This window comes from Algibacter marinivivus (assembly GCF_003143755.1).
GTDB lineage: Bacteria > Bacteroidota > Bacteroidia > Flavobacteriales > Flavobacteriaceae > Algibacter_B > Algibacter_B marinivivus.
This window is the reverse complement of sequence record NZ_QFRI01000001.1, coordinates 1121402-1137360: the sequence shown is the minus strand read 5'-3', so window position 1 is coordinate 1137360 and position 15959 is coordinate 1121402. Positions and strand designations below refer to the sequence as shown.

The following is a 15959-nucleotide window of genomic DNA, read 5'->3' as shown; positions in this document are numbered from 1 at the left end:
ATGGCAAACGTAAAACCTTATAGTCTTTTTACCGAATTTGACATCAATCTTTTTAAAGCAGGAAAACATTTTAGGCTTTACGAAAAGTTCGGTTCACATATAGTTACAGTTGATGGAATTGATGGTGTATATTTTGCTGTTTGGGCGCCTACAGCTAAACAAGTTTCTGTAATAGGCGATTTTAATTATTGGATGGAAGGCGAGCATCAATTAAATGTGCGTTGGGATTCAAGTGGTATTTGGGAAGGTTTTATTCCTCTTGTGGGTAAGGGCACAACTTATAAATATAAAATTCAAAGTAACAATAGTGATATAAAAACAGAAAAAGCTGATCCATATGCAAGACGTTATGAGCATAATCCAAAAACGGCCTCTATCGTTTGGGATGATGATTATAAATGGAAAGATAAAGCGTGGATGAAAACGCGTAAAAAGCATAATGCTATTGACGCACCTTATTCTGTTTACGAAGTACATTTAGGGTCTTGGAAAAAGAATATTGAAGAAAACCGTTTTATGTCTTACTTTGAGTTAGCCGATGATTTAGTAAATTATGTAAGCGACATGAATTTCACACATGTTGAATTGATGCCAATTATGGAGTTTCCTTATGATCCATCTTGGGGGTATCAAGTTACTGGATATTTTGCACCTACATCTCGTTTTGGTTATCCAGAAGAATTTAAATATTTAGTCGATAAGTTACATCAAGCAGGAATTGGAATTATTTTAGATTGGGTACCATCTCATTTCCCTGAAGATGCTCACGGACTAGGTTTTTTTGACGGATCACATTTATATGAGCATCCTGATAAAAGAAAAGGTTATCATCAAGATTGGAAAAGCTTAATTTTTAATTACGAACGTAACGAAGTGCGCTCGTTTTTAATAAGTAATGCAGCATTCTGGATGGATCAATATCATGCAGATGGTTTACGTGTTGATGCCGTTGCCTCTATGTTATTTTTAGATTATTCAAGAGAAGATGGTGAATGGGAACCAAATATCTACGGTGGTAGAGAAAACTTAGCAGTAATCAGTTTCTTAAAAGAGTTAAACGAAGAAATTTATGCATCTTTTCCAGATGTACAAACTATTGCTGAAGAGTCTACAGCATTTCCTATGGTGTCTAAGCCAACGTTTGTTGGGGGGTTAGGGTTTGGAATGAAATGGATGATGGGTTGGATGCATGATACTTTAGAATATTTCGCTAAAGACCCTGTTTATAGAAAATATCATCATAACGATATTACATTTAGTTTAGCCTACGCATTTACCGAAAACTTTATGCTACCATTATCTCATGACGAAGTGGTTTATGGTAAAAATTCTATCCTAGGAAGAATGCCTGGTGATGAATGGCAGCGTTTTGCTAATCTACGTTTATTATACGGCTACATGTTTACACATCCAGGAACTAAACTCTTATTTATGGGTGGTGAGTTTGGACAATATAATGAGTGGAATTTCCAAGAAAGTTTAGATTGGAATCTGTTAGACTTCAAACCACATCAAGACATGCAAAATTACTATAAATCTCTTAACGCCATCTATAAAAACACACCTGCTCTTTACGAAAAAGGATTTAGTGGTGAAGGGTTTGAATGGATAAGTCATGACGATCATGAAAACTGCGTAATGTCATACATCAGAAAGGGTTATAAAGATGAAGAAAATGTAGTTGTGGTTTGTAATTTAACACCAACCGTTAGAAAGAAATATAGAATAGGCATTACTGCAAAAGGTAAATTAGTTGAAATTTTCAACAGTGATGCTAAAGAATTTGGAGGTAGTGGTATTGCAAACAAAAAAGAAACAACAATTAAAAAAGTGCCTTGGAACGGAAAAGATTTTTCAGCAGAAATTACTTTACCTCCTTTAGCGGTTACTATTTTTAAATTTAAATAAGTTTCTAAAGATTTAAAACAATCACACCATTTAAAATTGTCATTATAATTAATATTTGACAGGTTCTAAATCGTGTTTTTTATGCCCAAAAAGGTTTGATATCATCTCTATATAAATCCATTTGTTTTTAGCATTTTACACAAAACCTATTAAAACCAAATTCGATTAAAGTATTAAAAAACTGTTGATTAGCATAGCATTAAACTATCAATATTTTATTGGCTAATAAATTAGATTTTTTGCAAAATTTCTCTTTATTTTTTAATAAAAAGTAGCATACAGGGTCTCTGAAATTTAGTACTTTCGTCAATTAATATTGATACATATTTTTTTATGATATTAAATACTGAATTAGAATATAAAGGGAACTTATTCCCTTCTAAAATAATTAAATACGAAAAGAACCTAAACGTACTCTCCTTCACCTCTGAAAATGGTGTTGTTTTACAGGTTACTGTTCGAAGAGATAGTATACTCCGCTTTAGGTTTACAACAACTGGCATTTTTGAAAATGATTTTTCTTATGCTATTACTAAATATGCAAGTAGAGGCTATAATCACCTTGAGGTTACTGAAAATGATGATAATTATATAATTACCACAGCAAAATTAATTTGCCACATTTCAAAATTAGACTTAAGAACATCTATTTATGATGCAAAAGATAAATCTTTGATTTGTGAGGACGAACTTGGTTTTCACTGGGAAGAAAGTTATGAGCATGGTGGAGATGTTGTAAAAATGTCTAAAACAGCTCAACCAGGAGAAAGCTATTATGGTTTAGGTGACAAGCCTGTTGATATTAACTTAAAAGGAAAGCGTTTTGAAAACTGGGTAACTGATTCTTATGCTTACGGTAGAGATACAGATCCTATTTATAAAACCATTCCATTTTACACGGGTTTACATAACAAAAAATCTTACGGGATATTTTTTGACAATACATTTAGATCCTATTTTGATTTTTGTCATGAACGCAGAAACATAACAAGTTTTTGGGCACAAGGTGGTGAAATGAATTATTATTTCATTTATGGCCCCGAAATGTCTGATGTTGTTGTAAACTATACAGATTTAACAGGCAAACCTCATGAAATGCCTGCGCTTTGGACTTTAGGGTACCACCAATGTAAATGGAGTTATTATCCAGAATCTAATGTAAAAGAGATTACGGCTAAGTTTAGAGAATTAGAAATTCCTTGTGATGCTATTTATTTAGATATTGATTACATGGAAGGGTTTAGATGTTTTACTTGGAGTAAAGAATATTTTCCAGACCCAAAACGTATGGTTAAGGAATTAGCAGATGATGGGTTTAAAACCATTGTAATTATTGACCCTGGAATTAAAATAGACATGGATTATTCGGTATTTAGAGAAGGTCTTGAAAAAGATTACTTCTGTAAACGTGCTGATGGCCCGTATATGAAAGGTAAAGTATGGCCTGGGGAATGTTATTTTCCAGACTTTACTAACCCAGAGGTAAGAGAATGGTGGTCTAATTTATTTCAAGAATTAGTTGAAGATATAGGCGTTAAAGGTGTTTGGAATGATATGAACGAGCCGGCAGTAATGGACGTTCCAGGAAAAACCTTCCCTAATGATGTAAGACATGATTATGACGGAAACCGTTGTAGCCATAGAAAAGCACATAACGTTTACGGTATGCAAATGGCACGTGCAACATACCAAGGGTTAAAAAAATTCTCTTACCCAAAAAGACCGTTCGTTATAACAAGAGCAGCATATTCTGGGACCCAACGTTATACATCTAGTTGGACAGGAGATAATATTGCAACTTGGGATCATTTAACCATTGCAAACTTACAAGCACAACGCATGTGTATGTCTGGATTCTCATTCATAGGTTCTGATATTGGAGGTTTTGCTGAACAGCCAAATGGCGAATTATATGCACGTTGGATTCAACTAGGAATTTTTCACCCATTCTGTAGAACACACTCTTCTGGAGACCACGGAGATCAAGAGCCTTGGGCATTTGGAAAAACAATTACAGATGTAGTAAGAAAGTTTATTGAAATAAGATACCAGTTACTTCCTTATTTATATACAGCATTTTGGAGATATGCAGAAGATGGCGTACCAATTTTAAAGTCTCTAGTACTTTATGATCAAGCAGACCCACAAACGCATTATAGAAATGATGAGTTTGTTTTTGGAGAAAAAATATTGGCTTGTCCAATAACAGGACCAAACCAAAACGGAAGACGCATGTACTTTCCAATTGGTAAATGGTACAACTTCTGGAATGATGAGTTAATTGAAGGCGGTACAGAACAATGGGTTGATGCCGATTTAGATAGCATGCCAATTTTTGTAAAAGAAGGGTCTATTATACCTAAATATCCTATTCAGCAATATGTAGGAGAAAAAACTATTGATGAGTTATTACTTGATGTATATTATAAAGAAGGGAAAGAAAACTCAGAAGTTTATGAAGATGCTACAGATGGTTATGATTATATTAAAGGTAGATATAGCTTAAGAAACTTTAAGTTATCTGGTAAAAAGAAAGAACTTATTATCCAGCAACACAAAACTGGTAAGTTTATAACCACATATAAAACCTTTAAACTGAATTTACATGGTTTACCGTTTAAAATATCTAAAGTTGAGGTAGACAATGTTGAAATTCCATTAAAAGATTTAAAAATAAATGGAGATAATACATTGGTATTAACTAAAGAGTTTAACGAGTTACATATTATAGGTTAAAAAACACATTTTTTCAAATTTGAAAAAAGCCTCACTTTTAAAAAGTGAGGCTTTTTTTGGCTATTATCAAAATCACAAAAAGGGGAATAAGAACTCCCCTTATCATTCCAAAATGGAACAAAACCATAAATAAAGTCTTATATAATAAATTGGTAAGTAAAACCGCTTTTTGCAAACGCTCCCTTTTACTAATTACTTACCAACGCCCACTGTTTGTTACACCTCGCAGATTTTATGTATATTTAAACGAGTCTACGAGAACTAAACTACACACAACAAAGTGTTTAACGAATGAGGCGCGTATCACTACGCCATATAAAGTGGACGTTGTGCTTCATTATTAGAAACCACTAACCAATGATAAAATTCTTTAGAAAAATTCGACAAAACTTACTTATGGAAAACAAAACCGGGAAGTATTTAAAATATGCTATTGGTGAAATAATTTTGGTAATTATTGGTATTTTAATAGCATTATCAATTAATAATTGGAATACAAACAGAAAACTAAAATCTGAAGAACAAAATTTACTCAAAGACCTTCGAGTAGAAGTGAAAAACAACATTGATGTACTTTCAACTGCAATTAATGAACATGAAAAATCATATGCTGTAGCACAAGAATTTAAGAGTCTTTTTAAAGATAGAGACGCATTTAATTCAATGCCAGAAAGTTCATTCGTTGACATGTACTATAAAATGAATATGAATTGGACTTATGACCCAAACAAAGGAATATTAAAATCAATGATATCATCTGGTCAAATCAATAATCTTTCCAATAAAGAACTTAAATACCTATTAGCTTCTCTCGAAGACATTATAATAGATGCTTTGGAAGATACAATGAAAATAGAAAAATGGAGAGATGAGCTAATAACTAAATTTATATATGATGCACATGTTGTCGTAGATGGAAAAATAGAAAGAATTGAATTTAAACGTCTTTATGATAACCCAGATTTCAGGTTATTGGCTGTTCTTTTTGACGAGGTTAGGAATGACGGATTAATAGAAGAGCGTAAATTAAAAAAGTCAATGAACCATATTCTTGAGTTAATTGAAATGGAAATAAAAAAATAACGAAAGCTTAAACAACACGTTGTACATCACTCTGGAAAAAAATTATGATAAAAAACATCATCTTATCAATTTTAGTCATTTATACAATTTTTGCTTGTGAAACAAACAGTAAATCTAAAGAGATAGTATTTGTTTGTACGCATGGGGCAGCAAGAAGTCCAATTGCAACAGCTTATTTTAATAAGTTGGCAAAGGAACATAATTTAAACTATCACGCCGTTTTTAGGGGCACTGAACCCGACAGTTCTTTAACTCAAGAAACAGTCAATGGACTAGCAATTGATGGATTTGACACTAAAAATTGGAAACCTGAAAAAGTTACCATGAATGATATAGAAAAAGCAAATAAGGTTATAACATTTGATTGTTCAGTGCCTTCAGCCTCTGCTGATGAAATGATTGAATGGAATGGCACTCCATCAATAAGTAAAGATTACAATATTGCTCGTGATGTTATAAAAAATCATGTGGAACAGCTTATAGAAAAACTTAAAAAGGAATAAAAAATAATTGCTCTATTTTTGGCTTGAACCAATAACAGAATTTGAGTTACAAGAGCGAAAAAAAATCTTTAATCGTCTTTTGATGTATTCACTACTTCCGCGGTTGGCACTTCTTCAACATCAAAAGGTTTTCCTAAATAAACCAATTGATAGCCCGCTTCTATGTTTTCAAACTCTAAATTATAAGAAGAAATAATGTGAAATTCACCTTCGTTATCCTTCACAAATAATGGAATAATATCAGGGTCATTGTTAGAAATTTTAATTAGCTCGTCATAATGTGTCTTGTCTTCCAAATCAACCTCTTGAATTGACGGATATTCTCTTGTTAATTCTAAAAGCGTACTATAATCATCTTTATGGGAAAATAAACCTTCTTTTGGGTTATTGGTGTCGTCTAACATTTCTTTGGTGGTGACTAACCTATATGCGCCATTTTCCCCAAATTGCTTGCTAAATTTATTAATCGCATATTTATTAATATCTGGATTACCTGTTAATGCCATAATATAACCTACATCACTAAGTTCTATATTATCCATTAACGTATCTGAGTAAATATTTGTGCTTATAGCTTCCAGTCCTAATTCTTTTGCTTTTTCAATGTTACGTTCGTTGCTATCAATAAGCACTACATGTCTTCCGTTTGTTAAAAGATAATGGCCTAATAACCTTGAAACTTTTGATGCACCTACAATTAAAATACCTTCAGATTTCTTTAGGAAAACACCAACTATTTTTGCAAAAAATCGTGCAGTTGTTGCGTTTAAAAGAACAGTTCCTAGAACTATCATAAAAACTAATGGGGTTATATACTCAGCTCCTTCAACACCTTGTTTTAAAAGTTTACTCCCAAAAAGTGATGCGATACCTGCAGCTACAATTCCTCGAGGACCAACCCAGCTTATAAAAAGCTTTTCGTTGAGATTCAGTTTAGAACCCCTTGTACTCAGAAAAACCGCTAATGGCCTAATTACAAATACAACTATAGCGAAAAGTGTTGCTGTTTTCCATGTATAAAGTAATTCTAAGTCTTCAATATTAATATTTGCGGCTAAAAGAATAAATAAAATAGAAATTAAAAGCACACTTAAAGATTCTTTAAAATAAAGCAATTCCTTAAGGTTATCTAGTTTGCTATTCCCTAAAACCATACCCATAACAACTACAGCTAATAAACCTGATTCGTGTGCAAATATTTCAGATTCGACAAAAACCAATAGCACTGTTGATAGTGATACCACATTCAATAAATAATGAGGAACCAATTTTTTATTAATAATAAAGGCTAAAGCATGTGCAAATGTGAACCCGAAAGTTGTACCAAACAATACAATTTTACCAAACTCAATTAAAGCTGTTTTTGTAAAACCACTATCTCCACCAACACTTATAAATTCAAAAACTAAAACGGCTACTAAAGCTCCTATGGGATCGATTAAAATACCTTCCCATTTTAAAACTGTAGATATGTCTTTCTTAAGTGGAATATTCCTTAAAATCGGCGTAATTACCGTTGGTCCAGTCACAATAATTAAACCTGAAAATAAGAATGATAAATCCCAACTTAAATTAAAAATAAAATGAGCAACAATACCTGCTCCAAAAAAAGTAACAGCAGAGCCCAAAGTAATCAGTTTTGTAATTACTGGTCCTACATTTTTAATTTCGGATCGTTTTAAGGTTAACCCACCTTCAAAAAGAATAATACTAATTGCTAGTGATACAAAGTAGTATAATGCATCTCCTGGAAATAACCCTTTTTCACCATTCCAAATTGGTTCTATCCATTTTGTTCCGTCTTCACTTAAAAATTGAGCCGCAATTGGTCCTACCAACAAACCTATTAAAATTAATGGCAAAATAGCTGGTATTTTAAATTTCCAAGCAACCCATTGGGCCAGTATTCCTAAAATAATTATTCCTGCAAGCTCTAACATTCTTTAGATTTTGTTTTTAAAAGCACTAATTTAAGTAAAACGTTCGGTTTTTGCTGGTTTTAAAGATATTCCTATTAAAAATCATGTTGATTTTTCTAATCGTTTTTATTTATATAGGGGATAATGGGATAGCATTGCTAAATTTTTTAATAATGCCGTGACACCTTTTTTTGAAAGTATCCCATATTATCACTTAGAATCAAACAGAAACGTGCTTGTTTTTTTTGGTAAATAACGTTTAGCTAGCGTTTAAGCAAGTCATTTCTTAATATATTCTTAACATTTTTAGGGATTTGATATAGATTCCTTAATTTTACATCCCTATGAACTTATATCCCATAAACGCAGGAAATTTGAAGCTTGATGGTGGCGCAATGTTTGGTGTTGTTCCAAAAACATTATGGAATCGTACAAACCCTGCAGATGCCAATAACATGATTGATATCGCAACGCGTTGTTTACTTATTGAAGACGGAAACCGTTTGATATTAATTGATAACGGTATGGGAAACAAACAATCCGATAAATTTTATAGTTATTATCATCCTTGGGGTGATTTTAACTTAGATAAATCACTAAAAATAAACGGGTTTCATCGTGATGATATTACCGATGTGTTCATGACACATTTACATTTTGATCATTGTGGTGGCAGTATTCAGTGGAACAAAGACAAAACAGGTTATGAGCCTGCTTTTAAAAACGCCCTTTTTTGGAGTAATAAAGACCACTGGGAATGGGCTACAAAACCCAATAGAAGAGAGCGCGCTTCGTTTTTAAAAGAAAATATTATGCCTATGGAAGAAAGTGGGCAGTTACAATTTACATCACTTCCAAAAAATGATTTGCTTAAAAACTCAGAACTTGGCTTTGATATTTTTTTTGCTAATGGACATACCGATAAACAAATGATTCCGCTTGTTAATTATAAAGGAAAGACAATAGCTTTTATGGCAGATTTATTGCCCACCGTAGGGCATTTACCGCTCCCCTATGTTATGGGTTATGATACCAGACCGCTATTAACGCTTGATGAAAAAGAAAGTTTCTTAAATATGGCTGTGGATAATAATTTCTATTTATTTTTAGAACATGATGCGCATAACGAAATTATAACCGTTCAAAAAACAGAAAAGGGAGTTAGGCTAAAAGAAGTCTTTACTACTCAAGATATATTCAATTAAACATATCACATAAACGACTAATTATAATATTACAATGAGAACAATTAAAACAATAGCAACATCTGCTTTTTTAGCAGTTTTATTTTTTGGCTGTGGAGGTACTGCGGCTGTAATATCTACACCAGTTGAAAATATTGACACGTCGCCATTAAAAGTATCTGAACTTACAGAAGCTGAAAAACATAATTGGGGGCACTTAGATTTAGAAAAAGATACCATCCCAGGAATGAGCGTGGATAAAGCTTACGCTGAAATTATTAAAAACCGAAAAGGTAAAAAAGTAATTGTAGCTGTTATTGATTCGGGAATAGATATTGACCATGAAGATTTAAACGATGTAATTTGGACCAACAAAGGTGAAATTCCTGGAAACGGGAAAGATGACGATAAAAACGGGTATATAGATGACATTCATGGTTGGAATTTTTTAGGTGATGGTTACTACGACCAATTAGAGTTTGTTAGAATTTTAGCTAGTGGAGATACTAGTAATCCTGATTATGCTCGAGCTAAAGCTGAATATGAAACCGAATATCAAAAATGGTCAGGAAGAAAAACGCAATATGAGCAAATTTATCAGCAAGTAAAATCAACAGACGAAGCCTTAACTAAACATTTTGGCAAAAAAGACTACACCAAAAAAGAAGTTGCTGCAATCAAAACTGAAGATCAAGCTCTAGCACAAGCGCAACAAATTGCAAATTATATGTTCAGTAATGGTTTAGACTCTATGGGTGATGCTGTAAAAGAAATTGAAGATGGTTTAGAAAGTATAAATGATAGACTAAATTATAACCTAAATAAAGATTTCAAAGGACGTGTTAATGGTGATAATCCAGATGATATGTCAACCAAGTTTTATGGAAATGGCAATGTAAAGCCAATGAAAAAAAGCGAAAGCCATGGAACACATGTAGCTGGCATTATAGCAGCTGAACGTAATAACGGGAAAGGTGCAAACGGTGTTGCAAATAATGTTGAAATTATGTCTATTAGATCTACACCTCGCGGTGATGAATATGATAAAGACGTAGCTTTAGCTATTCGTTATGCTGTAGATAACGGTGCTTTAGTTATTAACGGAAGTTTTGGTAAAAGTTATTCTCCACATAGTGATTGGGTTCGTGATGCTATTGCTTACGCAGGAAAAAAAGATGTTGTTTTTGTTCATGCAGCAGGAAACGATAGTAAAGATGTTGATACAAAACCAAATTTCCCAGACGATAACGTAAATGGCGTAGAAGTATCTGATACTTATATTAGAGTGGGTGCTTTAGCTCCAAAATACGGCTCTGGTATGGTTGCCGGTTTTTCAAATTATGGAAAGAAAAACGTAGATGTTTTTGCTCCAGGGGCAAGTGTATACTCCACAACTCCTGAAAACGAGTATGATACTAAAGGAGGAACGTCTATGGCAGCTCCAGGTGTAGCAGGAATAGCGGCTTTAATTCGCTCTTATTATCCAAACCTAAGCGCCGCACAAGTAAAACAAGTTATCATGGATTCTGGTTTAGCTATAAATACTAAAGTAATTGTTGGTGGTAATTCTGAAGATGTAAGGCCATTTGCAGACTTAAGTAAATCAGCTAAAATGGTAAATGCTTATAATGCATTAATTATGGCATCTAAAATGTCTAAATAATATATTTAGGTTGCTTGATTCATTATTATTTATCAAGCAACCTTTTTTAATTTCAAATTTTATGAATCGTTTCTTTATCTCAATCTTTAGTTTAGCACTATTATTATCTTGTAACTCTTCAAAAGACGTTACAGTTGCTACTAACACTCAAACACCCGCAACACCTCAAGTTGCTTCTTCTTCATATTGGCAACAGCATGTTGATTATAACATGGAAATTGATATGGATGTTAAATCTTATCAATATAAAGGAAAACAGAAATTGGTTTATACCAACAATTCTCCTGATGTTTTAAACAAAGTATTTTATCATTTGTACTTTAATGCCTTTCAACCGGGTAGTGAAATGGATGTTCGTTCGCGTACTATCGCAGATCCAGACGGAAGGGTGAAGGATAGAATTAGTAAGTTAAACCCCGACGAAATTGGATATATAAAAGTAAACTCATTAAAACAAAATGGGATAGCGCTAAACCATGAAACTGTAGGGACTGTTCTAGAAGTAGAATTAGCAAAACCTATTCAACCAGGAGAAAGCGTAACATTTGATATGATTTTTGACGGACAAGTTCCCGTTCAAATTCGTCGCTCTGGTAGAAACAATAAAGAAGGTGTGGCTTTATCTATGGCACAATGGTATCCAAAATTAGCAGAGTATGATTTTGAAGGCTGGCACGCAGACCCTTATATAGGAAGAGAGTTTCATGGTGTTTGGGGAGATTTTGATGTAAAACTAACTATCGATAAAAATTATGTGGTTGGTGGAACTGGTTATTTACAAAATCCAAATGAAATTGGTTACGGTTATGAAACAGGAACTGTAAACAGGCCTAATTCAGACAAATTAACATGGCATTTTAAAGCACCCAATGTTCATGATTTTACCTGGGCGGCAGATCCAGATTATAAGCATGATACTATGCAAGTACCTAATGGTCCATTGTTACACTTTTTGTACAAAAGCACCATGCTTGAAGAAAAGCTAGAAAACTGGAAAAACTTACAGCCTAAAGCGGTAGAATTAATGCAATTTTTTAGCGGTCATGTTGGGCAATATCCTTACAAACAATATTCTGTTATCCAAGGTGGTGATGGTGGAATGGAATACGGAATGTGTACACTTATATTAGGTGAAGGCTCTTTTGAAGGGTTGTTTGGTGTTACGGCTCACGAAATGGGGCACTCATGGTTTCAATTTATCTTAGCAAGTAATGAGGCTAAACATTCTTGGATGGACGAGGGTTTTACAGAATACATCGGTACACTTGCAGAAAGCCATATCTTTAATAGAGATTTTGAAGCACTTTCAAAACGTGTATTTGGAGTGTATATCTATTTGGCAAAATCTGGTAAAGAACAACCACAAACTACGCATTCAGATAGATATAATTTTAATCAAGCTTATTCTATTTCAGCTTACTACAAGGGCTATGTGTTTTTAAAACAACTAGCTTATGTTATTGGTCAAGAAAATCAAGAAAAGACGATAAAACAATATTTTAAAGACTTTTCATTTAAACATCCAAGACCTGTTGATTTTATTAGAACAGCAGAAAAAGTTTCAGGTTTGGAACTAGATTGGTACTTAATGGACTGGACACAAACTACAAACACAATTGATTATGCTGTAAAAACAGTTGAAGGCAAATCTATTACTTTAGAGCGTGTTGGTTTAATGCCAATGCCAATAGATTTAAAAGTAACTTATACAGATGATACAACTGAGGATTTTTATATTCCATTACAAATGATGCGTGGTGAAAAACCAACCTCAGCAACTACTATTAAAGATTGGGCTTGGGCTTATCCAACTTATACTTTTAATGTTTCTAAAGCTGTTAAATCTGTTGAGCTTGACCCAAATGATTTGATGGCTGATATTGACAAGGAAAACAATAAAAAATAATGATATTAAAATATCTTTATCATTAAACTTTAATAAAAAACCACCACTTGGTGGTTTTTTTATTTTACTACCTTTGGCAAACAAAACAAATGGCTTGAAGTTTACCTACAACAAAAAAGAAAAGCTTAAAAGCAAAAAACTCATTGATCAGTTATTTACTGAGGGTCAATCAGTTTCAGCTTTTCCGTTAAGATTAGTTTACTTACCTACATCTTTTGAAGATGATATTATTGTAAAAACAGGGGTTTCAGTAAGCAAACGCAACTTTAAATCTGCTGTGGACAGAAACCGCATAAAACGCTTGCTAAGAGAAGTTTATAGATTAAATAAAGCTGGGTATTTTAACAATTTAACAACACAACATGCGTTTATGATTTTGTACATTGGCAAAGACAAACCCACATTTGCCCAGGTTGAAACCAGAATGAAAACAGTGTTTGAAAAGTTTTCAGGCAAAGTTTTAAAATCTTAAATAGCACTGCTTATGAAATTATTGTCTTATATATTAATATTGATGTTGCCTTTGATGTGTTCATCTCCAAAGGATGAAAACTATGATTCAGAAGCTTACGAAGACTCAGAAATAGTTTATGAAGAAACCTCACTTTTAAGTAGTAAGGTTTATTCGCCTGAAACTTCTACTCAAAAAATCATTAAAACCTCATATCTAAAATTTGAAACTGATGATTTAGATAAAACCTATCTTCAAATTAAAAAAGCCATTCAAGATAACAAAGGCTTTATAAAAGATGATAATTCTAACAAATCATATAACACCATTACAAGGCATATAATTGTTAGAATTCCTACTAATAACTTCCAAAACACGTTGGATGCAGTAAGTAAAAATGTAGATTATTTTGACACTAAGCGTATTTCAGCAAAAGATGTAACAGAAGAATTTATTGATTTAGAAGCGCGATTAAAAGCAAAACTAACTTTAGAAAAACGCTATTTAGAATTACTTTCTAAAGCCAAAAACGTTAAGGAAATGCTTGAAATAGAGCGCGAACTTTCTAATATTAGAGAAGAAATAGAAGCCAAACAAGGGCGATTAAAATATCTTCAAAATAAAGTCTCTTTAAGTACGCTTGATATTGAGTTTTATAAATTAACCTCGGAAGCGCCAGTTACCAAATCATATAGCACAAAAATGTGGAATGCTATAAAAGCGGGTTTTAATGGTATTTCTATATTTTTCTTAGGCTTATTACATATCTGGCCTTTTATAATCATCCTTTTTATTGGTGGTTACTTTATTAAAAAATGGATTAAAAAAAGTAAAAAATAATTCCTTTTTATTGTCTCCTTGAGGGGACTTTAGGGGTGTTTAAAAATATCATATGAAAAACTTACTAAAAAAGAAAATCATCATTCCAATTTTAGCATGTGTTGTCTTCTTTTCAACAACAGCTTTTAAAAATAATTTTTTTGAAGTTGCGAAACAAATAGAAATCTTCACCACATTGTTTAAAGAATTAAACATGAATTATGTAGATGAAACCAATCCTGGGGACTTAATGGATACTGCCATAAAAAGTATGTTGGCTGATTTAGATCCATACACCAACTTTATGAACGAACAGGATGTTGAAGCCGCTAGAATAAATAACACTGGAGATTATACCGGTATTGGAGCTAGAATAAAAACATTAAAAGATAAATTGGTTGTTATTGAGCCATACAAAGATTACCCAGCAGATAAAGCGGGTTTAAAAGCTGGTGATGAAATTATAAAAGTAGGTAAGATTCTAGTTGAAGATTATGATGATTATGGTGGTGATTTGTTAAGAGGTGCTTCTGACTCTTCCGTTGAAGTAACCTATAAACGCCAAGGAAAAACGCAAACAGCTACAATAAAACGTGCTGAAGTTGAAATTAAAGCAGTGCCACATTTCTCATTAATTGATAATAAAACAGGATACATCGTTTTAAGTAGGTTTAGTAGGAAAGCTCATGCAGAAACAAATTACGCATTACGCGATTTAAAGGCTCAAGGTGCAGAACGTATTATTTTAGATTTACGAGGAAATCCTGGTGGCTTGGTTAATGAGGCCATTAAAATTGTTAACCTTTTTGTTCCAAAAGGGCAATTAGTGGTTACCACAAAATCAAAAGTTAAAAAATACAATCGGACATATATGACGCCCAATGATCCTATTGATACCGAAATCCCATTAGTAGTTTTATTGGATGGCAGTAGTGCATCAGCAAGCGAAATTGTGTCTGGTGCACTTCAAGATCTTGATCGTGCTGTAATTGTTGGCTCTAGAAGTTTTGGAAAAGGTTTAGTACAACGTCCAAAGCTTTTAACTTATGGTACTCAAGTAAAAATTACAATCTCAAGGTATTACACGCCTTCAGGACGATGTATTCAATCTTTAGATTATTGGAATAGAAATGAAAAAGGGGAAGCTGTACGTGTAAAACAAGAAAATTATAATGAATTTAAAACCAAAAACGGCCGAAGAGTTTTTGATGGTGGTGGTGTGTTTCCTGATGTTCGTGTTGGTGCTTCAAAAAACTCTCCAATAACAACAGCTATTGTTAATAATGATTTAATTTTTGACTTTGCTACTAATTATTATTACAATCATACGTTTGCTGATATTAACACCTTAAAGCTTTCAGATAGTGATTTTTTAGATTTTAAAAACTACTTGAAAGCAAATAATTTTTCTTTTGTAACCGACACTGAAAAAGCGCTAAAAAAAGCTTTTGAAACATCAAAAAAAGAAGAGCTTAATGACAATATTGAAAGCGATTATAACACATTAATTTCTAATTTAAATGCTTCAAAAACTAAAATAATAGATGAAAATAAAGACTATTTATTAGAATTATTAACTGAAGATATTGTAAAACGCTATGTATATAGAGAAGGCTTATACGAATACTTAGAAGTGCATGATACTGAAATAAAAAAAGCAACAGAAATACTTAGCAACCCAACTACTTATCAAGGATATTTAAAATAAATATGCTGTTTTTGTGGTCCTTAAATTAACCAGAAAACCGCATACATATTGGCTTCTGGCATGATTTTAGATTAAAAAC

General features: G+C 32.7%; 11 protein-coding genes. 10 read left to right on the top strand and 1 reads right to left on the bottom strand.

Annotated features, from left to right (window positions below):
- The 4 genes from glgB (at position 1) to DIS18_RS05240 (ending at position 6230) form a co-directional block, all read left to right on the top strand.
- A complete protein-coding gene (glgB, locus tag DIS18_RS05255) occupies positions 1-1908 on the top strand; it encodes a 1,4-alpha-glucan branching protein GlgB (RefSeq protein WP_109351965.1) in 1908 nt (635 codons plus the stop codon).
- Positions 1909-2241: 333 nt separating this feature from the next.
- On the top strand, positions 2242-4644 hold the full coding sequence (locus DIS18_RS05250) for a glycoside hydrolase family 31 protein (RefSeq protein ID WP_109351964.1): 2403 nt from the start codon (positions 2242-2244) through the stop codon (positions 4642-4644).
- 396 nt (positions 4645-5040) lie between these two features.
- The gene (locus tag DIS18_RS05245; RefSeq protein ID WP_181363985.1) at positions 5041-5727 is read left to right on the top strand and encodes a DUF6090 family protein; all 687 of its coding nucleotides are present in this window, start codon (positions 5041-5043) and stop codon (positions 5725-5727) included.
- Between the two features lie 44 nt (positions 5728-5771).
- Positions 5772-6230 carry an arsenate-mycothiol transferase ArsC gene (locus DIS18_RS05240; protein ID WP_109351962.1) on the top strand — a complete coding sequence of 153 codons (459 nt, stop codon included), beginning with the start codon at positions 5772-5774 and terminating at the stop codon, positions 6228-6230.
- 68 nt (positions 6231-6298) lie between these two features.
- Here DIS18_RS05240 and DIS18_RS05235 read toward each other — a convergent pair whose 3' ends face one another.
- Entirely contained in the window at positions 6299-8170 is a 1872-nt protein-coding gene (locus DIS18_RS05235) for a cation:proton antiporter (protein ID WP_109351961.1), read from the bottom strand.
- Between the two features lie 323 nt (positions 8171-8493).
- Between DIS18_RS05235 and DIS18_RS05230 the strand changes: the two genes are divergently transcribed.
- From DIS18_RS05230 to DIS18_RS05205, 6 genes are all read left to right on the top strand, one after another.
- Positions 8494-9354: an MBL fold metallo-hydrolase gene (locus DIS18_RS05230; RefSeq protein ID WP_109351960.1), complete on the top strand. Its 861-nt coding sequence runs from the start codon at positions 8494-8496 to the stop codon at positions 9352-9354.
- Positions 9355-9388: 34 nt separating this feature from the next.
- On the top strand, positions 9389-10996 hold the full coding sequence (locus DIS18_RS05225) for a S8 family peptidase (protein WP_109351959.1): 1608 nt from the start codon (positions 9389-9391) through the stop codon (positions 10994-10996).
- Positions 10997-11057: 61 nt separating this feature from the next.
- Positions 11058-12902 (top strand): M1 family metallopeptidase, encoded by a 1845-nt coding sequence (locus DIS18_RS05220; protein ID WP_109351958.1) that lies wholly within the window; start codon positions 11058-11060, stop codon positions 12900-12902.
- Positions 12903-12996: 94 nt separating this feature from the next.
- Positions 12997-13374 carry a ribonuclease P protein component gene (rnpA, locus tag DIS18_RS05215; protein WP_109352591.1) on the top strand — a complete coding sequence of 126 codons (378 nt, stop codon included), beginning with the start codon at positions 12997-12999 and terminating at the stop codon, positions 13372-13374.
- Positions 13375-13386: 12 nt separating this feature from the next.
- Entirely contained in the window at positions 13387-14193 is an 807-nt protein-coding gene (locus DIS18_RS05210) for a DUF4349 domain-containing protein (RefSeq protein WP_109351957.1), read from the top strand.
- A gap of 52 nt (positions 14194-14245) precedes the next feature.
- Complete coding sequence (locus DIS18_RS05205) at positions 14246-15880, top strand: S41 family peptidase (RefSeq protein WP_109351956.1); 1635 nt, start codon at positions 14246-14248, stop codon at positions 15878-15880.
- The last annotated feature ends 79 nt before the right edge of the window (positions 15881-15959 follow it).

Excerpts from the sequence above, each read along its gene's own strand:
- glgB (WP_109351965.1), top strand. The coding sequence starts at position 1 with ATGGCAAACGTAAAACCTTATAGTCTTTTTACCGAATTTGACATCAAT.
- DIS18_RS05250 (WP_109351964.1), top strand. The coding sequence starts at position 2,242 with ATGATATTAAATACTGAATTAGAATATAAAGGGAACTTATTCCCTTCT.
- DIS18_RS05245 (WP_181363985.1), top strand. The coding sequence starts at position 5,041 with ATGGAAAACAAAACCGGGAAGTATTTAAAATATGCTATTGGTGAAATA.
- DIS18_RS05240 (WP_109351962.1), top strand. The coding sequence starts at position 5,772 with ATGATAAAAAACATCATCTTATCAATTTTAGTCATTTATACAATTTTT.
- DIS18_RS05235 (WP_109351961.1), bottom strand. The coding sequence starts at position 8,170 with ATGTTAGAGCTTGCAGGAATAATTATTTTAGGAATACTGGCCCAATGG.
- DIS18_RS05230 (WP_109351960.1), top strand. The coding sequence starts at position 8,494 with ATGAACTTATATCCCATAAACGCAGGAAATTTGAAGCTTGATGGTGGC.
- DIS18_RS05225 (WP_109351959.1), top strand. The coding sequence starts at position 9,389 with ATGAGAACAATTAAAACAATAGCAACATCTGCTTTTTTAGCAGTTTTA.
- DIS18_RS05220 (WP_109351958.1), top strand. The coding sequence starts at position 11,058 with ATGAATCGTTTCTTTATCTCAATCTTTAGTTTAGCACTATTATTATCT.
- DIS18_RS05210 (WP_109351957.1), top strand. The coding sequence starts at position 13,387 with ATGAAATTATTGTCTTATATATTAATATTGATGTTGCCTTTGATGTGT.
- DIS18_RS05205 (WP_109351956.1), top strand. The coding sequence starts at position 14,246 with ATGAAAAACTTACTAAAAAAGAAAATCATCATTCCAATTTTAGCATGT.